Origin of the sequence: Pantoea sp. 22096 (genome assembly GCF_052045955.1) — a bacterium.
Taxonomy (GTDB): Bacteria; Pseudomonadota; Gammaproteobacteria; order Enterobacterales; family Enterobacteriaceae; genus Pantoea; species Pantoea alfalfae.
The window spans coordinates 356224-376192 of the sequence record NZ_JBQEPW010000003.1 but is presented as its reverse complement, the minus strand read 5'-3'; the positions used below and the strand labels follow the sequence as shown (position 1 = coordinate 376192).

Annotated in this window: 16 protein-coding genes; 9 read left to right on the top strand and 7 right to left on the bottom strand. The window is 54.9% G+C overall.

All coding sequences use genetic code 11. The features are described 5' to 3' along the window. Positions 1 to 164: 164 nt before the first annotated feature. Positions 165 to 785, top strand: a complete 621-nt coding sequence (fklB, locus tag ACTJKZ_RS14390; protein WP_010256433.1) for an FKBP-type peptidyl-prolyl cis-trans isomerase — start codon at positions 165 to 167, stop codon at positions 783 to 785. 46 nt (positions 786 to 831) lie between these two features. Here the strand turns inward: fklB and ACTJKZ_RS14385 are convergent, their stop codons facing one another. After that, positions 832 to 2775, bottom strand: coding sequence for a bifunctional 2',3'-cyclic-nucleotide 2'-phosphodiesterase/3'-nucleotidase (locus tag ACTJKZ_RS14385; RefSeq protein WP_161734858.1), 1944 nt, complete (start codon positions 2773 to 2775; stop codon positions 832 to 834). Between the two features lie 293 nt (positions 2776 to 3068). Between ACTJKZ_RS14385 and cysQ the strand changes: the two genes are divergently transcribed. Beyond that, a complete protein-coding gene (cysQ, locus tag ACTJKZ_RS14380) occupies positions 3069 to 3812 on the top strand; it encodes a 3'(2'),5'-bisphosphate nucleotidase CysQ (protein ID WP_161734855.1) in 744 nt (247 codons plus the stop codon). A 66-nt stretch (positions 3813 to 3878) separates the two neighbouring features. Here cysQ and ACTJKZ_RS14375 read toward each other — a convergent pair whose 3' ends face one another. Then, positions 3879 to 4436 carry a YtfJ family protein gene (locus ACTJKZ_RS14375; RefSeq protein WP_253420173.1) on the bottom strand — a complete coding sequence of 186 codons (558 nt, stop codon included), beginning with the start codon at positions 4434 to 4436 and terminating at the stop codon, positions 3879 to 3881. A gap of 315 nt (positions 4437 to 4751) precedes the next feature. Here ACTJKZ_RS14375 and ACTJKZ_RS14370 point away from each other — a divergent pair, with 315 nt between their 5' ends. Then, positions 4752 to 4958 (top strand): DUF1107 domain-containing protein, encoded by a 207-nt coding sequence (locus tag ACTJKZ_RS14370; protein WP_003855513.1) that lies wholly within the window; start codon positions 4752 to 4754, stop codon positions 4956 to 4958. A gap of 82 nt (positions 4959 to 5040) precedes the next feature. Here the strand turns inward: ACTJKZ_RS14370 and ACTJKZ_RS14365 are convergent, their stop codons facing one another. Next, entirely contained in the window at positions 5041 to 6363 is a 1323-nt protein-coding gene (locus ACTJKZ_RS14365) for a hemolysin family protein (RefSeq protein WP_013359164.1), read from the bottom strand. Between the two features lie 517 nt (positions 6364 to 6880). On the opposite strand from ACTJKZ_RS14365, the gene tamA reads away from it, so the two are divergent. Genes tamA through ACTJKZ_RS14350 form a run of 3 tightly spaced genes read left to right on the top strand, consistent with a single transcriptional unit; the run spans position 6881 to position 12716 of the window. After that, entirely contained in the window at positions 6881 to 8596 is a 1716-nt protein-coding gene (gene tamA, locus ACTJKZ_RS14360; RefSeq protein WP_202604986.1) for an autotransporter assembly complex protein TamA, read from the top strand. Next, a complete protein-coding gene (tamB, locus tag ACTJKZ_RS14355) occupies positions 8593 to 12360 on the top strand; it encodes an autotransporter assembly complex protein TamB (RefSeq protein WP_440829757.1) in 3768 nt (1255 codons plus the stop codon). Before tamA ends, tamB begins: the two co-directional genes overlap by 4 nt. A gap of 2 nt (positions 12361 to 12362) precedes the next feature. Next, positions 12363 to 12716, top strand: a complete 354-nt coding sequence (locus ACTJKZ_RS14350; RefSeq protein WP_013359161.1) for a gamma-glutamylcyclotransferase family protein — start codon at positions 12363 to 12365, stop codon at positions 12714 to 12716. Positions 12717 to 12775: 59 nt separating this feature from the next. On the opposite strand, the gene ppa is transcribed toward ACTJKZ_RS14350, so the two are convergent. The 3 genes from ppa to ACTJKZ_RS14335 form a co-directional block, all read right to left on the bottom strand. Then, on the bottom strand, positions 12776 to 13306 hold the full coding sequence (gene ppa, locus ACTJKZ_RS14345; RefSeq protein WP_033734022.1) for an inorganic diphosphatase: 531 nt from the start codon (positions 13304 to 13306) through the stop codon (positions 12776 to 12778). Between the two features lie 100 nt (positions 13307 to 13406). Further along, positions 13407 to 13856, bottom strand: coding sequence for a DUF441 domain-containing protein (locus tag ACTJKZ_RS14340; RefSeq protein ID WP_013359160.1), 450 nt, complete (start codon positions 13854 to 13856; stop codon positions 13407 to 13409). Positions 13857 to 13917: 61 nt separating this feature from the next. Further along, entirely contained in the window at positions 13918 to 14328 is a 411-nt protein-coding gene (locus ACTJKZ_RS14335; protein WP_161734841.1) for a lysozyme inhibitor LprI family protein, read from the bottom strand. 169 nt (positions 14329 to 14497) lie between these two features. Between ACTJKZ_RS14335 and ACTJKZ_RS14330 the strand changes: the two genes are divergently transcribed. Further along, positions 14498 to 16057, top strand: a complete 1560-nt coding sequence (locus tag ACTJKZ_RS14330) for a methyl-accepting chemotaxis protein (protein ID WP_440829756.1) — start codon at positions 14498 to 14500, stop codon at positions 16055 to 16057. 58 nt (positions 16058 to 16115) lie between these two features. Here ACTJKZ_RS14330 and fbp read toward each other — a convergent pair whose 3' ends face one another. Beyond that, positions 16116 to 17123, bottom strand: coding sequence for a class 1 fructose-bisphosphatase (gene fbp, locus ACTJKZ_RS14325; protein WP_010256459.1), 1008 nt, complete (start codon positions 17121 to 17123; stop codon positions 16116 to 16118). A 168-nt stretch (positions 17124 to 17291) separates the two neighbouring features. Here fbp and mpl point away from each other — a divergent pair, with 168 nt between their 5' ends. Further along, positions 17292 to 18644 carry a UDP-N-acetylmuramate:L-alanyl-gamma-D-glutamyl-meso-diaminopimelate ligase gene (gene mpl, locus ACTJKZ_RS14320; RefSeq protein WP_222924947.1) on the top strand — a complete coding sequence of 451 codons (1353 nt, stop codon included), beginning with the start codon at positions 17292 to 17294 and terminating at the stop codon, positions 18642 to 18644. A gap of 582 nt (positions 18645 to 19226) precedes the next feature. Further along, positions 19227 to 19967, top strand: a complete 741-nt coding sequence (locus ACTJKZ_RS14315) for an oligogalacturonate-specific porin KdgM family protein (protein WP_135907641.1) — start codon at positions 19227 to 19229, stop codon at positions 19965 to 19967. The last annotated feature ends 2 nt before the right edge of the window (positions 19968 to 19969 follow it).

Sequence of the window (19969 nt, the reverse complement as noted above, 5' to 3'; positions counted from 1 at the left end):
ATGGGCAATACCGGCGCGAAGTGCCTGCCAGCATTGATAAATTTGACGGCTCTATTGTTTCTCTTTCATCAGTAAAAGTCATCTGCGACGCAGGGCATTTTACGCCAGCGGCCTGCACTGCTATGCTGCCGGTTCGAATTTATCCGAGAGTGAAAGGAACGAAGATGACTACCCCTTCTTTCGACAGCGTCGAAGCACAAGCAAGTTACGGTATTGGTTTACAGGTTGGCCAGCAGTTGCTGGAATCTGGTCTGCAGGGTCTGCAACCAGAAGCACTGCTCGCGGGTCTGCGCGACGCGCTGGAAGGGAACTCACCGGCCGTACCGGTTGACGTGGTTCATCGCGCACTGCGTGAAGTACACGAACGTGCAGAAGGCGTGCGCCGTGAGCGCACCGAAGCCATGGCAGCAGAAGGTCAGGCGTTCCTGCAGGAACATGCGCAGCGTGAAGGCGTGAGCAGCACCGAATCAGGCCTGCAGTTCAGCGTGATTACTCAGGGCGAAGGTCCAATCCCATCACGTCAGGATCGCGTACGCGTTCATTACACCGGCAAACTGATCGACGGCAGCGTATTCGACAGCTCGGTTGCCCGTGGCGAACCGGCTGAATTCCCGGTAAGTGGTGTTATCCCTGGCTGGATCGAAGCACTGACCCTGATGCCGGTTGGCTCAAAATGGGAACTGGTGATCCCACAGAACCTCGCGTATGGCGAGCGCGGTGCGGGTGCCTCTATCCCACCATTCAGCACCCTGATCTTCGAAGTCGAACTGCTGGAAATTCTGTAATACCCGGACGCTGCAACCAATCCGGTTGCAGCGTTTTTCTCCCGCCTTATTTTTGCTGTAAATTCACCTGCCACAGCGCAAAGCCAATCGCATCTGTGCCTTTGGGCTGAAGCGGATATTGCGCATGCTGCTGAATAAAGTTGGTCGCCTTATCACCCGGTGCCGTTTCAAACTGAATATTGAGCGGGGTGGATGCGGTAATCGGTGCCAGACGCCAGTTATTGTCCGCCTTCGGCTGCACTTCACCGTGTGCTTTGGTTTCCGCGCTGATATAAGCCGCAACCACTGCCCGGTTCTCGTCCGGCGAAGCAAAGGCAATGTACTTATCCCCGGTGCCAGCAAACTTGCCGCCGTAAGCGCGATAGTTATTGGTCGCGACCAGGAAAGTGGCCTGCGGATCGACGGGCTTACCCTGCCAGGTAAGCTGGCGGATACGTGAAGCATCCGGGTGGATCAGTTTACACTCCGCGTCGTAGCGCGCGGGTTGAGTCACATCGATCTGGTAATTTACCCCATCGATCACATCGAAGTTATAGGTGCGGAAATCCCAGTTGATCAGCGACTGCGTTTTGCTGCTGTGTGGATCGATCTGGTTAAACTGGCCCGCAGAACACTCCAGCCACTCTTTGACCTGTGCGCCTGTGACTTTCATCACCACCAGCGTATTGGGATAGAGATAAAGGTCGGCGGCGTTACGGAAGGTCAGCGCGCCTTTCTCCACTTCGGTGTAGCTTGATGGGTCGTTTTTACGTCCGCCCGCTTTAAACGGCGCAGCAGCGGAGAGTACCGGCAGTCGGCCCAGATCCGGATCGCCCTGAATAAAGTGCTCCACATAGGCGCGTTGAGCATTATTGACGATCTGCACGGTTGGGTCGTCCTGAACCAGCGACAGATAGCTGTACATCACATCGGCGGACTTGCCGATGGGTTTCGCCACAAACTCCCGTGTTGCGCGGTGATCGTCAGCGAGCACTTTTACCAGCGTCGGATCCTCTGCGGCCAGTGATTTCTTTGCGGCGATGTCATAAATTGGCCGCGCCTGTGCTTTGCCACTGCTTACCTGCCAGTGTCCATCTTCATTGCTCAGCACCAGATCGACCACACCCAGATGATCGCCCCACATGCCTGGCATCACTGCCGGAATCCCGTTCAGCGTGCCGTTAGCGATGTCTGCACCCTTAATGGCGGCGAACTCCTCACTGGGGAAGACTGCATGTGCATGACCAAACAGGATGGCATTGATGCCTTCTACCTGGCTGAGATAGTAAACCGAGTTTTCCGCCATCGTGTGATACGGCTCGCTGCTCAGGCCGGAGTGAGGGATAGCAATAATCAGATCGGCACCCTGCGCACGCATCTCAGGCACGTAGCGGCGTGCCGTTTCGGTGATGTCATCGACCCGTACCTTGCCCTGCAGGTTGGCTTTATCCCACACCATGATCTGCGGCGGCACAAAGCCGATATAGCCAACCTTCAGGGTCTGTGTTTTCCCCTCACGATCAACCACCGTGGTGGATTTGATGATATATGGGGTAAACAGCGGCTTGCCGCTCTTCACATCAATCACGTTGGCGTTCACATAAGGAAAGCGGGCGCCTGCCAGCGCTTTTTTCAGGTAGGGCAAGCCATAATTGAATTCATGATTACCGAGGTTGCCGACGCTGTAATCCAGGGTGTTGAGCGCCTTATAGACCGGATGAATCTCGCCATCACGTAACCCTTTGGCCGCCATATAGTCACCCAGCGGGCTGCCCTGGATGATGTCACCATTATCGACCAGCAGACTGTTCTTCACCTCCTGGCGCGCAGTGTGAATCAGCGTGGCGGTTCGCACCAGCCCAAACTTCGCGGTTGGCGTGTCTTTGTAATAGTCGAAATCCATCATATTGCTGTGCAGATCGGTGGTTTCAAGTATCCGCAAATCCACCGTTGCGGCCTGGGTGGCGACGGAAACGCTCAGGGCCAGTAACATCATTCCGGGCTTAAACATGCTTGCTCCTGCTGCAAATTAAATTAAGGCTCTCAAAATAATGTAAAAGCATGACAGATAGTCATTTTAAATCGTGATGGATATAACGTTTTGGTGCATCAGCCAGCGGCGGATTCTTATACGCCGGAGGCGCATCGGCGCAGGCGTAGCGATAAGCGTGTAACTATGGTATTGATATATCTATAAATTGATGGGTCAGCCTGCCTGTGCATGAGCACCGCAGGCTGAACTGCTAAAATGTCACTAGCTGGGGTGAACCTATCCCGCAGCAGACAGACACAACGAGGTGAAAAATGTTAGAGCAAATCTGCCAACTGGCACGCGAAGCGGGCGACGCGATTATGCAGGTCTATAACGATGCCGCGCCGCTTGACGTTTCTCACAAATCGGACGATTCACCGGTGACCGCCGCAGATATCGCGGCGCACCACGTTATCATGCAGGGCCTGAAGCAGTTATCGCCTGAAATCCCGGTGCTGTCAGAAGAAGATCCCCCTGCCTGGGAGGTGCGTCAGCACTGGCAGCGTTACTGGCTGGTCGATCCGCTGGATGGCACCAAAGAGTTCATCAAGCGTAACGGCGAATTTACCGTCAATATTGCGCTGATCGAAGCGGGCAAGCCAGTGATGGGCGTGGTTTACGCGCCGGTGCTGGGCGTAATGTACTCCGCAGCAGATGGCAAAGCGTGGAAAGAGGAGGGCGGTCAGCGTGAGCAGATTCATGCCCGTGACGCGCGTCCTCCGCTGGTGGTGGTAAGCCGCTCACATGGCGATGACGCCGAGATGAAAGAGTACCTGAAACAGCTGGGTGAACATCAGACCGTCGCCACCGGCTCTTCTCTGAAATTCTGCCTGGTGGCGGAAGGGAAAGCCCAGCTCTATCCCCGTTTCGGGCCAACCAACATCTGGGATACCGGCGCGGGTCATGCCGTGGCGATGGCCGCTGGCGCCCATGTTCATGACTGGCAGGGTAAAACCCTGGACTACGCGCCGCGCGAATCCTTTCTTAATCCTGGCTTCCGCGTCTCACTGTTTTAATGCTGTCTGAATTTGCAGGCTTATGAAATGCCGACGGTCGCTCTGTGACCGCCGGGATTTCAGCGATTACTCTTTCAGCAGTGAGGCCAGCAGCGCCATCACTTTTGTCACTTCATCCTGCGTCAGCGATCCATCCTTCACAAATCTCACCTTGCCCTGTTTATCCAGTACCACAATGGCGGAACCGCCCGACTGTAACTGCCAGGCATGCTGCACATTGCCCTTGCTGTCGATGACAAACTGCGACCAGGAATATTGCTGCTTGTTGGTCTCAACGCTGCTGCGCACAAACATGCCGGTGCCGGGAATGGCGTCATCGGTATTTACGATAGTGGTGGTCTGATAGCGCTCGTGCGGCAACTTCGCGGCCTTGATCGCCTCTATCAGTGCCGCATTCATCTCTTTAGCGGAGGAGCGGCCAGCAATATGCTGGACCACGCGAACTTTTCCACTAAGCTGCGCGCTATTCCAGTTTTTGTAGCTAAACTTCTTCTGCTGTAATAACAGTTCGCCCTTATCGTTGACGCCAATGGCGGGGACTCGTGATCCCAGCCTGAGGTCATGGGCCATCACGCTTGCTGGTATCAGCAAAGACAGCGCCACCGCGGTCAGAATGTTTCGCATTGCTATTTCCTTGAGTGATCGGACCAGTTAGTCATTTTACTGCAATAGTAAGCAGGGATGATGCGCCTGTCATGGAAAGGTGTCAGGTTTGTTATGGACACCACAATTCCTTAACCAATGAAGGTTTATACTGTCTTGTATGACGCTGATAACAGAGTGTTCTGTAATGATGTGTCAATTCAGTAAAAAAATTCACTTTTCGGAACACCAGTCGATTTTAGTGTTCTATAGTTATCGCGAATTCGCGCTTCATGGGCTGGAACCAAATTTGGAAACGGCGAAGCGTGCTTTAAAAATGTACAGGAGTTAGTCACTATGAAGATCTTCCAGCGCTATAATCCGCTACAAATAGCGAAATATGTAAAAACGCTGTTCAAAGGAAGGTTGTATATCAAGGACGTTGGCGCGTTCGAGTTCGATAAAGGGAAAGTCTTAATCCCGCGCGTTAAAGACAAACAGCATCTGAGCGTGATGTCAGAAATTAACCGCCAGGTCGTTCGTCTCAAGCTTGAGTTCAACTAATATCAAGGGCGCCGATGGCGCCCTTAGTGTCTGGCCCGTCAGACTATTTTATTTGACAGTCTGAACCTGGCCCTGAGTCATTCTACTCTTCTTCGCTTTTCGTCATGCTCAGTACCGGCGGTCGTTCGTCGATGCGGGTCACCAGCAGCTGGTCGATGCGATAGCTATCAATATCCACCACCTCGAACTTGTAGCCAGCAAACTTCACAAAATCAGTACGCTTCGGAATCTTACGCAGCATATACATCATAAAGCCGCCGATGGTTTCGTAGTTGCCTGACTGCGGGAAATCATCAATGTCCAGCACGCGCATTACGTCATCAATGGGTGTGCCGCCCTCAACCAGCCATGAATTTTCATCGCGCGCCACAATCTGCTCTTCCATGCCCTGTCCCACCAGGTCACCCATCAGCGTGGTCATCACGTCATTCAGGGTAATGATGCCCACGACCAGCGCATACTCGTTCATGATCACCGCAAAATCTTCGCCAGCGGTTTTAAAACTTTCCAGCGCTTCGGAGAGGGTCAGCGTGTCCGGCACAATCAGCGCAGAGCGAATCTGCAGGCCGCTGTTCAGCGCCATACTCTGATTGCCCAGCACACGCAGCAGCAGCTCTTTAGAGTCGACATAACCGACGATATGATCGATATCACCGCTGCAGACCAGAAATTTAGAATGCGGATGCTCAGCGATTTTGGTCTTGAGGCTGGTTTCATCTTCATGCAGATCAAACCAGACGATATTCTCACGCGAGGTCATGGAAGAGGGAACGGTACGTGATTCCAGCTCAAACACGTTTTCAATCAGTTCATGCTCCTGCTTACGCAGCACGCCCGCCAGGGCACCCGCTTCAACGACGGCATAGATGTCGTCAGAGGTGATGTCATCTTTGCGCACCATCGGCAGTTTGAATATACGGAAGAAGACGTTGGCCAGGCCGTTAAACAGAAACACCAGCGGACGCATCACCAGCAGGCAGAAACGCATTGGGTTGATGATGCGCAGCGCGATGGTTTCCGGGGCGACCATGCCGACCCGTTTCGGCGTTAAGTCGGCGAACAGGATAAAGAGGCTGGTGACGATGGTGAAAGAGCAGATAAAGCTGAGCTGCTCTGCCAGTTCTGGCGAGACAAAGCGGTTAAACAGGCCGCTGAAAACCGGTGAAAAGGCGGCGTCGCCGACAATACCGCCCAGGATGGCGACGGCGTTAAGGCCAATCTGCACCACGGTGAAGAACATGCCCGGCGTTTCCTGCATTTTAAGCACACGCTGCGCATTAACATTGCCTTCATCGGCCAGCAGTTTGAGTTTGATCTTACGGGCGGCCGCCAGCGATATCTCTGACAGAGAAAAAAAGGCACTGATTACGATCAGCAACAGAATGACAAGTAAGCTATCTAACATATGAGATCCAAAGGGTTATCCACTTGTCATTTTTGGCCTGGGCAGCGTGGGTAAGCGCAAACAGAGTTGGTTTATCCGTGAAACACAGCTATCCGTGCCAAAAATGTCTGCGCCTGTTCGACAGGAAAAAAGATGTCGGGGCAGAAATGAAAACAGGCGGAATGCCTGTGGTGGCAGATTATAGCAGGAGCGCTCATTGTGCCGCCAGAGGGCAAACCGCCGCATCGGACAGCATTAGCGTCCAGAGCAGCCGGTTATCGGCTCGGATTTATCTGGCTGAGTCATCTGAAATTGATCATTCCACTCCTCAGGAGTTGTATCGCGATCCTCATTTACCGACAATACCCTGTTATTTGACTTAGATGTCAGCGTTGCGCCGCCGTTTACCATAAAGTGCGGCTATGATGAGGGTGTTGCCGTTGCGGTAGTGCGGGCAAAGATGATTAATAAGTGCCCCGCGGAAAAGGGGCCGGCATGATTAACAGGAGTACAGGTGCCACGATTTTATGTTTATTGCATGGCTGGCCTGCTGCTTGCCGCGCCCGCCCTTGAGGCGGCGACAGTGCGATTACAGGTAGACGGCTTAACCGGGGATCTTCAGAGAAATGTCAGGGCGCGCCTGTCGACCATCGGCAGCGATGAGGTCTCTAACGATGGCCGTTTTCGCGCGCGTGTTTCTGTTGCGATAAAAGAGGGGCTACGTGCACTCGGTTATTATGAGCCCACCATCGATTTTGAATCCCGCCCCGCGCCTGCGCAGGGCGGACGCCCGGTATTAGTGGCCCATGTCACCCCTGGCGAGCCTGTCAAAATCGGCGGCAGCACCATCGTCGTTGAAGGCGATGCGCGCAATGATCCCGATTACAAAGCCTGGGTGAAGCAGGGACGGCCCAAAGTGGGCGCGCAGCTTAACCACGGGCAATATGACAAATTCAAAAGCGGTTTCTCAAATCTTGCGCTGCGTAACGGCTACTTCGACGGTACGTTTAAAAAAAGCCAGCTCGGCGTCTCGGTAGAGCGGCGTGAAGCCTTCTGGGATATTGATTACGACAGCGGCGAGCGCTATCGCTTTGGCGACGTCACGTTCCAGGGGTCGCAGATTCGCGAAGAGTACCTGCAGAATCTGGTGCCGTTCAAAGAGGGGGATTACTACAGTTCCCGCGATTTAGCCGAACTGAATCGCCGCCTTTCCGCCACCGGCTGGTTTAATTCGGTGGTGGTCGCGCCGGAATTCAGCAAGGGACGCCAGACCAAAGTCCTGCCGCTGAATGCCGTGATGTCGCCCCGCACCGAAAATACTATTGAAACCGGTGTCGGCTACTCCACAGATGTCGGTCCGCGCCTGAAAGGCACCTGGAAAAAACCGTGGATCAACGACAGCGGCCACAGCCTGGCGGCCAGCGCCTACGTTTCTGCGCCGGAACAGCAGGTCGATCTCAGCTACAAAGTGCCGCTGCTGAAAAGCCCGCTGGAGCAGTATTACACCTTCTCTGGCGGTCTGAAGCGCACCGACCTCAACGACACGAAAGCCGATACCACGACGCTGGCGATGTCGCGCAACTGGGACAGCAGCAGCGGCTGGCAGAAGGCCGTTAACCTGCGCTGGAGCCTGGACCACTTTACGCAGGGCAGCGTGACCAACACCACGATGCTGCTCTATCCCGGCGTCAGCGTAAACCGCACCCGTTCGCGTGGCGGTCTGATGCCGACCTGGGGCGATTCACAGCGCTACTCGGTGGACGTCTCTGATACGACCTGGGGTTCGGACGTTGACTTTCTGATCCTGCAGGCGCAAAACGTCTGGATCCGCACGCTGGGCGACAGCCATCGCTTTGTGGCGCGCGGCAATCTTGGCTGGATCGAAACCAACGACTTTGACAAAGTGCCGCCGGATCTGCGCTTCTTTGCCGGGGGTGACCGCAGTATTCGTGGCTACAAATACAAAAACATTTCCCCGCGTGATGACGACGGCAAACTCACCGGTGCATCCAAACTCGCCACCGGATCGTTGGAATATCAGTACAACGTCACCGGGAAATGGTGGGGCGCGGTGTTTGTCGACTCGGGCGAAGCGGTTAACGACATCAAGCAAAGTAACGTCAAAACCGGTGCGGGCGTCGGCGTACGATGGTCTTCACCAGTTGGCCCCATCAAATTTGATATCGCCAGACCTATCGGGGATGACGAGGCACATGGATTACAATTTTACGTAGGGCTGGGGCCAGAACTATGAAGCTGTGGAAAAAGGTCCTGATCGGTATTCTGATCTTTCTGGTACTGCTGTTGGGCGGCGCGGCATTTTTAATCGGTACCACGCCTGGGCTGCATTTAGTGCTGAAAGGGGCATCGCGCTGGGTGCCCGGCCTGTCAATCAAACAGGTCGATGGCGGCTGGCGTAACCTGACGCTCAACGGTCTGCGCTATGAAATGCCAGGCGTCAGTGTGGATGCCGGGCAGATTCATCTGGCGGTGGATCTCAACTGCCTGCTGCACTCCTCCGTGTGCGTTAACGACGTCTCCCTGCACGATATCAGCGTGGTCGTTGACAGCAAGAAGATGACACCTGCTGCACCTGCGCCGGAAGAGGAGAGTGGCAGCACTAACCTCAGCACGCCATACCCGATTACGCTGCGTCATCTTGGCCTGCACAACATCAATGTCAAAGTGGATGACACGGCGATCTCGCTGCTCGACTTTACTACCGGCCTGCAATGGCAGGATCGCGCGCTGACGCTGAATCCGACCCATATTCAAAGCCTGCTGATTGCGCTGCCGAAAGCGGCGAAAGTGGTCAATGACGAGGTAGTAGAACCGAAAGTCCAGCAGCCCCATCCTGCCGAGAAACCGCTGGGTGAAACGCTGCAGGCGATGTTTGCCCAACCGCTGCTGCCTGCGCTGCCCGATTTCCGTCTGCCGCTGGATATTGAGGTTCAGCAGATTCTGGGCGAACAGCTGCGCATTACCGGCGATACCGATATCTCCGTCAGCCGGTTGCTGCTGAAAGCTAAAACCGCCGATCGTCAGATGCAACTCAGCACGCTGGAGGTGGACTCGAACCTCGGCAACCTGAAGGGTAGTGGTCAGGCGACGCTGGCGGATAACTGGCCGGTCGATTTCTCCCTTAACGGTACAGTTAACACCGATCCGATTAAAGGCGAAAAGCTGGCGCTGAAACTGAATGGCGCGATGCGCGACGAGCTGAAGATGGGGCTGAACCTCTCCGGTCCGGTGAATGCGCAGCTGGACGCCACGACCCAGCTGGCGGTGGCGGGACTGCCGCTGTCACTGAAGCTGACCAGCCCGCAGCTTCGCTGGCCGTTAACCGGCCCGGTACAGTACCAGGCGGATAACCTGGACTATCAGTTCAAAGGCAAAGCCACTGACTATGTGATGTCACTGCAAACCGCCGTGAAGGGCGAGTCCGTACCACCAGCCACTATCTCACTGACGGGTAAAGGCAATGTTGAGCAGTTCAGCCTGGATCGCCTGCGCGTGGCTGCATTGCAGGGCAACATCGATCTCACCGCGCTGGTGGACTGGAGCAAGGCGATCAGCTGGCGCAGTGAGCTGACGCTGGCCGGGATCAACACCGCGAAACAGTATCCTGACTGGCCGGCGCGGCTGGATGGAAAAATTACCACCCGCGGCAGCCTTTATGGCGGCAGCTGGCAGCTGAGTGTGCCGCAGCTTCAGCTGAAAGGAAACGTGAAGCAGAACGCCGTGACCGCTGACGGCTCACTGACCGGTAACAGCTACAACCAGTGGACAGTGCCGGGCATTAAGCTGGCGCTGGGACGCAACCATCTGGATGTCAAAGGGGCGTTGGGTGACAGTCTGGATCTCGATGCCAGCATCGACGCACCGCAGCTCGATAATGCACTGCCCGGTCTGGGCGGTGTCGTCAACGGCACCCTCAAAGCGCGCGGCACCCTGAAGGCGCCGCAGCTGCTGGCCGATCTCAACGGTCGTGGTCTGCGCTGGCAGCAGATGCAAATTAATCGCGTTACGCTGAATGGCGATGTGCGTTCCGGCGAACAGGTGGCGGGTAAACTGCAACTGCGCGTCGAGCAACTGAAGCAGGATGCGCTGAACATCAGCCTGCTGACGCTGAATGCGGATGGCAACGAGCGTCAGCATCAGCTGAAGCTGAATGTGCAGGGCAAACCGGTCTCTGGCCAGCTGGCGCTCAATGGCAGCTTTGATCGCCAGACCGAACGCTGGAGAGGCTCGCTGAACGATACCCGCTTTGATACGCCTGTCGGCGAGTGGCGTCTGACCCGCGCGATGGCCATCGACTATCTCAACAGCCGCCAGACGGCGACCATTGGGCCGCACTGCTGGCAGAACCCGAATGCACAGATTTGTGTACCAGAGCCGGTAGAAGCCGGGCCGGAAGGCAAGGCGCATGTCGTGCTGAATCGCTTTGACCTGGCGATGGTGAAGCCGTTTATGCCGGATGCGACCCAACTCAGCGGCCTGTTCAGCGGTGATGTGCGCGTCAACTGGACGGCCGACGGCGCGCTGCCGACCGGAACCGTGGCGCTGAAAGGCAATGGCGTGAAAGTGGTGCAGGATGTGCAGGGCAATAACCTGCCCATCGCCTTTGATACGCTGAACCTCAATGCCGCGCTGCGTAATGGACGCGCCCAGCTCGACTGGCTGATCCGCATCGCTAATAACGGGCAGCTGGATGGCAGTGTGCAGATCGACGATCCGCAAAACCGCCGCACGCTGGGTGGCAACGTTAACATCCGCAATATCTCGCTGGCGATGCTCAATCCGGCCCTGATGCAGGGTGAGAAAATCAAAGGCAGCCTGAACAGCAGCCTGCGTCTGGGTGGCAGCATCCAGCAGCCACAGGTGTTTGGTCAGCTTGGTCTGACGGGTGTCGATGTGGATGGCAACTTTATGCCGGTCGATCTCACTGCCGCTAACCTGAATCTGGTGTTCAACGGAATGAGTTCGACCCTGAACGGGCTGGTGCAGACCGGGCAGGGCAACATCAACCTTAGCGGTAACGCGGACTGGAGTCAGCTTGATAACTGGCGTGCGCGCATTGCGGCGCAGGGCAGCCGGGTTCGCGTGACCGTGCCGCCGATGGTGCGTATGGACGTCTCGCCGGATCTGGTATTTGAAGCGACGCCAGCCGCCTTTAACCTTGATGGCCGGGTCGACATTCCGTGGGCGCGCATCACGGTGCAGGAAGTGCCGGAAAGCGCCACTGGCGTCTCGTCGGATGAAGTGATGCTGGATAAACAGCTGAAGCCAATCGCACCGCAAACCGCCGCGATTCCGATTAACAGTAATCTGGTGATCCATGTCGGTAACGATGTGCGGCTCTCAGCATTTGGCCTGAAAGCGAAACTGAATGGCGATCTGAAAATGGTGCAGGATCGGTCAGGACTTGGCTTAAACGGTCAGATCAATATCCCATCAGGTCGCTTCCACGCCTACGGTCAGGATCTGATTGTGCGTAAAGGCGAACTGCAGTTTGCTGGCCCGCCGGACCAGCCTTACATCAACCTGGAAGCCATCCGTAACCCGGATGCGACTGAAGATGGCGTCACTGCCGGTCTGCGCGTCACCGGCCTTGCCGATGAGCCGAAAGCAGAGGTCTTCTCCGATCCGGCGATGTCGCAACAGGAAGCGCTTTCCTACCTGCTGCGCGGTCAGGGACTGGGCAGTGACGGCGACAGTAACGCCCTGACTTCGGCTCTTGTTGGCTTAGGGGTTGCACAAAGTGGGCAGGTTGTGGGTAAAATCGGGGAGACATTCGGTGTCAGTAATCTGGCCGTTGATACTGCGGGTGTTGGCGACAGCCAGCAGGTGCAGGTCAGTGGCTATGTACTACCGGGTCTGCAGGTAAAATACGGTGTTGGCATATTTGATTCACTGGCGACGTTAACCTTGCGTTACCGCCTGATGCCTAAACTCTATCTGGAAGCCGTGTCCGGTGTGGATCAGGCTCTCGATTTGCTCTATCAGTTTGAGTTTTAGCAATGCGAATAATTGTCTACGGCAGTTTACGGCGCAAACAGGGAAACAGTCACTGGATGACGAATGCGCAGTGGCTGGGTGATCACCAGATTGAAGGCTTTGAGCTTTACAGTCTGGGGCATTATCCCGGCGTCATAGAGGGCAATGGAGCGGTACAATGTGAAGTGTACCGCATTGATGCCTCAACCCTTGCGGAGCTGGATGCGCTTCGCACCAAAGGGGGAGAGTACAAACGTTATCTGACTCAGACGCCGTTTGGCAGTGCATGGCTTTATGTCTATCAACGCTCAGTGGCAGGACGCCAGCGCATTATGAGTGGTGACTGGCTGAAGCGCGATGAGGAGCCAGAGGCCTGAACAAAAACACCGTCCAGTTGGACGGTGTTTTTTTTTCGACTCACAAACCGGCAGCAGGATTACTTCTTCTGTGCGCGCTCGTAAGAGGCGATGATTTCGGCTTTAGCGGCTTCGGCGTTATCCCAGCCATCCACTTTCACCCATTTGCCTTTTTCCAGATCTTTGTAGTGCTCAAAGAAATGGGTGATCTGTGCACGCAGCAGTTCTGGCAGGTCGTTCACATCTTTGATGTGATCGTACTCTTTAGAGAGCTTGGTGTGCGGAACGGCAACCAGTTTGGCATCTTCGCCAGACTCGTCGGTCATTTTCAGCACGCCAACCGGACGGCAGCGAATCACTGAGCCTGGGACCAGTGGATACGGGGTCGGAACCAGTACGTCAACCGGATCACCATCCAGAGAAAGGGTGTGGTTGATGTAGCCGTAGTTGCACGGATAGAACATGGCGGTAGACATGAAACGGTCTACAAACAGGGCACCAGACTCTTTATCAACTTCATATTTGATCGGATCAGCATTCGCTGGGATCTCAATGACAACGTAGATATCTTCTGGCAGGTCTTTACCTGCTGGCACCTGGTTCAAACTCATCTGGCATTCCTTCAGTAGTCGTATGTTGAGTGTCGGCTATTATAGCCAACTGACTCTGAAAGTATGCCCTCTTTTTGGCGTTTCGGAATGCGCCCAAACGCTACTTCGCCGCCACAAACAGCGAAACAATGCCTGCGGCAATCAGTGGCCCTACCGGCACGCCACGGAAGAACGCTACGCCAATCACCGTACCAATCAGCAGTCCCCCGATGACCGACGGCTGCACGCTCATAAAGTTCACGCCACGACCGCCCAGCCAGGCGACAAAAATCCCCACCACAATCGCCACAATCGACTTCCAGTTGGCAAACGATTTGAGCAGCGCGGAGGCGGGCAGTGAGCCGCTGGCCAGCGGGGCCATCACCGCCACGGTAAGAATAATGATGCCTAAAGTAATGCCCTGTTTTTCCACATAGGGAAAGAACTGCGCCAGTGGGGTAATTTTAATCGCCAGCAGCACCAGAATCGAAATCGTGACCGCGTTGTTGTGAACGAAATAGCTCAGTACGGCAAGGGCAATCAGAATCAATGTCGAGGCGTAAGCAGCCATGGTTTCTCCCTGAAGGTGAATGAGCGCGCTGACTTCAGCCAGCGCAAAAGCCGGTTATCGATCAGCAGTCATCGGGGTTAGCACAGCTGCCTTTACCAAGTGACTGCAACATCAGTGCCTGATTGCGCACCAGGCTCAGGCTCTGAGCGCTCAGCGCCACGCTGCCCAGCGAGCCTTGTGTAGTGAGCTGGCTGCGGCTCGCCTCAAGCCAGCTGTCGCGGTAACTCAGCCAGGCACGCTGCGCGGCACGCAGTTTGTTTTTAGGTTCACCGGAGAGGGTTTTCATCAGTGTGTTGTACTGCTTATTCATCTCCTGATCCCAGGCCCGATTGGCCGCAGCGTAGCACTGGTTCATGGCAAGGGTAGTCGAGGCGTCATTGAGGCAGCGGTCGGGCGAGGCGTCTGTCGGCAGATCCTCTGCCAGCGCCGCCGTGCTGAGGCACAGCAGCATCAGAAGTAATCCTGGTTTCATTCTTTTCTCCGGATAACGGATAAGCGGCGATTAGCTTGATGGATGTTTCCGTGATGATCAAGTTGTTAACACTAATCAGAGTTAAAGTTTCGCGCCGTTACTGCCGATACTTCATCCGTTTTAGGGCCGCTGGAAAATTCGCCTTTTCTCTTACACGGAAATTATCAGGATGAAACAGATATCACTTCGCACGGGGTTGCTGGCATTGCTGGCATTTATGACACTGCTGCTGTTGGCGGTGAGTTTTATGGGTATCGTGGCAATTAATAAAGGGAATCGCTCGCTGGATGTGATCAACCGTATTCAGGGGATCGAGCTGAACAGTCTTTACCAGAGTAATTCAGATCTGATGCGGGCCCGCGCTAATGCAGCGCTGGCGGTGCGTAAAATTGAAATCGGTATGCTGGAAGAGGGCGCGGCAGTGACAAAGCTGTCGCAGGCGGATGTGGTGTCATCACAGCGAAACCTGAAGCGCTTTGTGGATGCCGGAACGGTGACGGCGCACGGGAAAATGCTGGCGGACGCGATTTCAGCCAGTTACAAAGCCTATCTCGACCAGGGCATCAAACCGATGATGGACGCGCTTGATAAGCAATACACTGACGAATATTACCAGCTGCTGGAAGGCAACCTGGCGACGCTGGCGGCAAGCTACAACAACGCTGTCACAGACTTCAGCCAGTTCGCCGGACAGGTCACCGAGGCCCAGCTCGCACAGGCGGCCTACAATGAAACCAAAATGAAAATTCTGATCGCTGTGGCAGGCGTATTAACACTACTGCTGCTGGTGCTCGCCTGGCAACTGCTGCGCCGGATGCTGCTGCAGCCGCTGAATCTGGCGATTGTCCATCTTGAACAGATCGCGGCTGGCGACCTGTCGCAGGTGCTGCCGCCGTCCAGCAACAACGAGCTGGGCAGGCTTAATCATGCACTGAGCGGGATGCAGCAGTCACTGCGCACCTCGGTGAGTCAGGTGCGTGAAGCGAGTATGCAGATCGACATCGGCAGCCGTGAACTGGCGGCGGGTAACGTCAATCTGTCGCAGCGCACCGAAGAGTCCGCTGCCTCGCTGGAGCAGACGGCGGCCAGCATGGAGCAGCTTACGGCCACGGTCCGTCTTAACGCCAGCAACGCTCAGCAGGCGCATCAGCTGGCTAACGCGGTCTCTGATACCGCCGATCGCGGCGCTGAAGTGGTCTGCTACGTGATGGAAAAAATGCATGAGATTACCGATAGCGCCAATCGTATCGGCGACATTCTCAGCGTGATTGACGGCATCGCCTTCCAGACCAACATTCTGGCGCTTAACGCCGCCGTCGAAGCGGCGCGAGCCGGCGAACAGGGGCGTGGCTTTGCGGTGGTGGCGAATGAGGTGCGTACGCTGGCGCAGCGCAGTGCTAACGCGGCCAAAGAGATCCGCACGCTAATCAGTGATTCACAGTCGCGGGTCAAAGAGGGGACGGAGATGGCGACGCGCGCTGGGGAAACCATGGATGAAATTTCTGGTGAAGTGATGCGCGTAACGGCACTGATGAAAGAGATCTCGATGGCCTCCGACGAGCAGAGCCGTGGCATTGAGCAGGTCAATCTGGCGGTCACGCAGATGGATGCAACGGCGCAGCAGAATGCGGCACTGGTAGAGCAGGCCACCGCCGCGACCCAGTCGCTGGAAGCGCAGTCCGGCCAGCTTCAGGCGACGATGGCGCAGTTCAGATTGCAGACGGCGTAAAAGCAAAAAGGGCGCGAAATCGCGCCCTTTTTATATCTCTTATTAAACCACTACCTGATTAACCCTGACGGCAATCCGGGAACTCGGCCAGGAAACGCTCAACGTCGTTCACCATCGCCTCGTTACCGCAGTAGAACGGGCAGCGCTGGTGCAGCGTGACCGGTGGAATATCCAGAATACGCTTCTGACCGTCGCTGGCTTTACCGCCCGCCTGCTCGGCCAGGAAGGCCATCGGATTGCACTCATACAGCAGACGCAGCTTGCCCTGTGGGTGGCTGGCGGTGCTTGGATAGAGGTAGATACCGCCTTTCAGCAGGTTACGATGGAAATCCGCGACCAGCGATCCGATGTAACGTGAGGTATAAGGACGGTGCGTTGGCAGATCCTCTTCCTGACAGAACTTCAGATATTTCTTCACACCCTGCGGGAAACGAATGTAGTTACCTTCGTTAATGGAGTAGGTGTAACCCGTTGGTGGATAGGTCATACGTTCGTGGCTGAGGCAGAATACACCCAGAGACGGATCGTAAGTAAACGCATGCACGCCTGCACCGGTGGTATAAACCATCATGGTGGAGGAGCCGTAAACCACGTAACCCGCAGCGACCTGCTTGTTGCCTGGCTGCATGAAGTCCGCTTCAACAACCGGCGTACCCGGTTCGCTGACGCGGCGGTAGATAGAGAAAATGGTGCCGACAGAAACGTTAACGTCGATGTTAGAAGAACCATCCAGTGGATCCATTAACACCACGTACTTACCGTTTTCTTCACCTTCAAAGATCACAAACTCGTCTTCTTCCTCAGAAGCGATACCGGCGACGATGCCGCGTGCTTTCAGTGCTGCCTTCAGTTTCTCGTTGGCAAACAGATCCAGTTTCATCTGCTGCTCACCCTGAATATTCTCGACGCCGCTGGCACCCAGAATATCCACTAAACCGGCTTTGTTGATGTCGCGGTGGATGATTTTGGCACCCAGCTTAATAGCGGAAATCAGCGCTGTCAGTTCACCTGTAGCGTGCGGAAAGTCATGCTGCTTCTCGACGATAAATTCGCCCAACGTTTTCATAACACATTCCCTGAATCTTCGATGGAGTGGCAGCACGCGTAACAGTCTGCCAACGGATGCGTACGCAGTTTAGCCGATTGAACTTCAAAAACCATAGTCCTAATCCGTTTCTTCCGTCTGCGAGCGGCGTTACACTGTGCGCCGAACTTTTGAGTAATGGATCATGTTATGCGCATTCACATCCTCGGGATTTGTGGCACTTTTATGGGTGGTCTGGCGGTGCTGGCTCGTTCACTGGGTCATCAGGTGACCGGTTCAGACGCCAACGTTTATCCGCCAATGAGTACACTGCTCGAACAGCAAGGTATTGAATTAACAGAAGGTTATGATGCCAGTCAGCTTGATCCGGTGCCTGACTTAGTCATTATCGGCAATGCGATGACGCGGGGTAATCCTTGTGTGGAAGCGGTGCTGGAACGCAACATTCCCTACCTCTCTGGCCCGCAGTGGCTGCACGATTTCGTGCTGCGCGATCGCTGGGTGCTGGCCGTGGCCGGAACCCACGGTAAAACCACCACAGCCGGCATGGCAGCGTGGATTCTCGAGGCCTGCGGCCTGGAACCCGGCTTCATTATTGGTGGTGTGCCTGGAAACTTCGATGTCTCGGCAAAATTAGGAAAAAGTCCATTCTTCGTGATTGAAGCGGATGAGTATGACTGCGCGTTTTTTGATAAGCGTTCCAAGTTTGTCCATTACTCTCCACGAACCCTGATCCTCAACAACCTTGAATTTGATCACGCCGATATCTTTGACGATCTGCGGGCGATCCAGAAGCAGTTCCACCATCTGGTGCGGATCGTGCCGGGGCAGGGCAAGATCCTGCTGCCGGAACATGATCCTAACCTCAAACAGGTGATGGCGATGGGTTGCTGGAGCGAGCAGGAGAGCATTGGCGAGCACGGGCGCTGGCAGGCGAAGAAGCTGACCAACGATGCGTCTCACTGGGAAATCTGGCTCGACGGCGAAAAAGTCGGGGAAGTGAACTGGGCGCTGGTGGGTGAACACAATATGCACAACGGGCTGATGGCGATTGCAGCCGCGCGGCATGTCGGTGTGAAGCCGGAAGATGCAGGCCAGGCGCTGAACACCTTTATCAATGCACGTCGCCGGCTGGAGCTGCGTGGCGAAGTAAATAACATCAAAGTCTATGATGACTTCGCTCACCATCCGACGGCAATTCTGGCGACGCTGGCTGCCCTGCGCAGCAAAGTGGGCGGCAGAGCACGCATCCTGGCCGTGCTGGAGCCTCGCTCCAATACCATGAAGATGGGCGTCAGCAAAAACGACCTGGCACCGTCGCTGGCGCGTGCTGATGAGGTCTTCCTGTTCCAGCCGCACCATATTCCGTGGCAGGTTTCAGATGTCGCAGAAGCGTGCATTCCGCCTGCACACTGGAGCGCGGATATCGATACCCTGGTAGAAATGGTGGCAAAAGCCGCTCAGCCAGGTGACACGATTCTGGTGATGAGCAACGGTGGGTTTGGCGGCATTCATCAGAAGCTGTTGGACAGGCTGGCCTAAAAACAGGCACCCGTTTCGGGCGTTTCAGACTGATGACAAACCCTAATCAGGGTGAATCTGGCAGCAACGCAGTTGCCCAAGGCGAAGGGAATTCGGTCAGAAGAGGAAAGCGTCCCGCGCTACGGATGACGCGGGCCGGGCGTGTCATCGATGACAGCTTTTGCGTCTTTCCGATCTGACCGCGTTCTCTTTGCAGGCTCGGTCTTACCGCTACAGGGCCGAACTTTATCAACAATCTCCGACGCCCATATCGGGCGTTTTTTTAAACGTAGTATTCCCTATAATATTATCTTCTCAACAAATACCACATATTTTTGAATTTGATCTGCTCACTCTTCCTTCAGTTGCCATATTTTCTCTATTAGTGTCTGAAACAGAAAGGCCACACCTGTCGGTTATTTTTAGCATCGTCTCTGTTGTAGCCGGGAAATAAATAATAACCAGAAGGATTCAGGTTAAAAAATAACAGGTTTTATTTATGTGGCATCTTATATTAATACGGTTTTTAAATATAAGTTAACTTTGGGTTAAATGAGTTCGGATAATTCATTGCCCTGATGACTGAGAATAAGGATGTTTTTTATGGGAAAAAGTACAACACGATCATTGGCTCTGGGCGTTACGCTGTTATGCACTTCCGCAGCAGCACTGGCAACAGCCACGGTGGATTACCGGCACGAATACCGTCTTCGCGACCGCACGCACTATGACAAGCTGGGGCTGAGTACCACGCTGCCGGATAATATGTTTCTTGGCGTCGAAACCAAATTTAAAACCGGTGGCGCCGATCCAAAAGATAAATATTATAACGACACCGTGTTAAATGTGGTGGAAGTCACCTTTCTGAAGTCCTATTACTGGGGTAACTGGACGCTGTCACCTTTTATCCAGCCGGAATTTAACTCCTCGCGCACCGAATGGAAGTTTGGTGTGGCGCCCTGGTATAAAATTAATGACCGCTGGTCTGTTGGCGGATTATATCGCCTTGAACTGACCGATTATGCCCATGACGATCAATGCCGCACCGGGGGGATTGATTATTGCGATACTGACCGGCATCGCACGGCTAACCGTTTTGACCTCTATCTGCGCAATAAAACCGATCGTCTCACCACCACCTATAAGCTGGTATATAAGCACGCGGATGCGAAACTGTTTGCTAATAAGCATGATGACTATGAACAGGAATTACAGTTCGATTATGCGCTTGGCAACGATCGCGTCTGGGTGCCTTACGTCACCTTTGGCGATATCGGACGTTCTGCGACATCGAGCGAACGCCAGTTGCGGCTGCGCACCGGTATTCTCTATATCTATCGGTAAGG

Coding starts and splice junctions, on each gene's coding strand:
- ACTJKZ_RS14340 (WP_013359160.1), bottom strand. CDS start 13,856: ATGGCTGCTTACGCCTCGACATTGATTCTGATTGCCCTTGCCGTACTG.
- tamB (WP_440829757.1), top strand. CDS start 8,593: ATGAAGCTGTGGAAAAAGGTCCTGATCGGTATTCTGATCTTTCTGGTA.
- fbp (WP_010256459.1), bottom strand. CDS start 17,123: ATGAAAACGTTGGGCGAATTTATCGTCGAGAAGCAGCATGACTTTCCG.
- ACTJKZ_RS14335 (WP_161734841.1), bottom strand. CDS start 14,328: ATGAAACCAGGATTACTTCTGATGCTGCTGTGCCTCAGCACGGCGGCG.
- fklB (WP_010256433.1), top strand. CDS start 165: ATGACTACCCCTTCTTTCGACAGCGTCGAAGCACAAGCAAGTTACGGT.
- tamA (WP_202604986.1), top strand. CDS start 6,881: ATGGCTGGCCTGCTGCTTGCCGCGCCCGCCCTTGAGGCGGCGACAGTG.
- cysQ (WP_161734855.1), top strand. CDS start 3,069: ATGTTAGAGCAAATCTGCCAACTGGCACGCGAAGCGGGCGACGCGATT.
- ACTJKZ_RS14365 (WP_013359164.1), bottom strand. CDS start 6,363: ATGTTAGATAGCTTACTTGTCATTCTGTTGCTGATCGTAATCAGTGCC.
- ACTJKZ_RS14315 (WP_135907641.1), top strand. CDS start 19,227: ATGGGAAAAAGTACAACACGATCATTGGCTCTGGGCGTTACGCTGTTA.
- ppa (WP_033734022.1), bottom strand. CDS start 13,306: ATGAGTTTGAACCAGGTGCCAGCAGGTAAAGACCTGCCAGAAGATATC.
- ACTJKZ_RS14350 (WP_013359161.1), top strand. CDS start 12,363: ATGCGAATAATTGTCTACGGCAGTTTACGGCGCAAACAGGGAAACAGT.
- ACTJKZ_RS14330 (WP_440829756.1), top strand. CDS start 14,498: ATGAAACAGATATCACTTCGCACGGGGTTGCTGGCATTGCTGGCATTT.
- ACTJKZ_RS14370 (WP_003855513.1), top strand. CDS start 4,752: ATGAAGATCTTCCAGCGCTATAATCCGCTACAAATAGCGAAATATGTA.
- mpl (WP_222924947.1), top strand. CDS start 17,292: ATGCGCATTCACATCCTCGGGATTTGTGGCACTTTTATGGGTGGTCTG.
- ACTJKZ_RS14375 (WP_253420173.1), bottom strand. CDS start 4,436: ATGCGAAACATTCTGACCGCGGTGGCGCTGTCTTTGCTGATACCAGCA.
- ACTJKZ_RS14385 (WP_161734858.1), bottom strand. CDS start 2,775: ATGTTTAAGCCCGGAATGATGTTACTGGCCCTGAGCGTTTCCGTCGCC.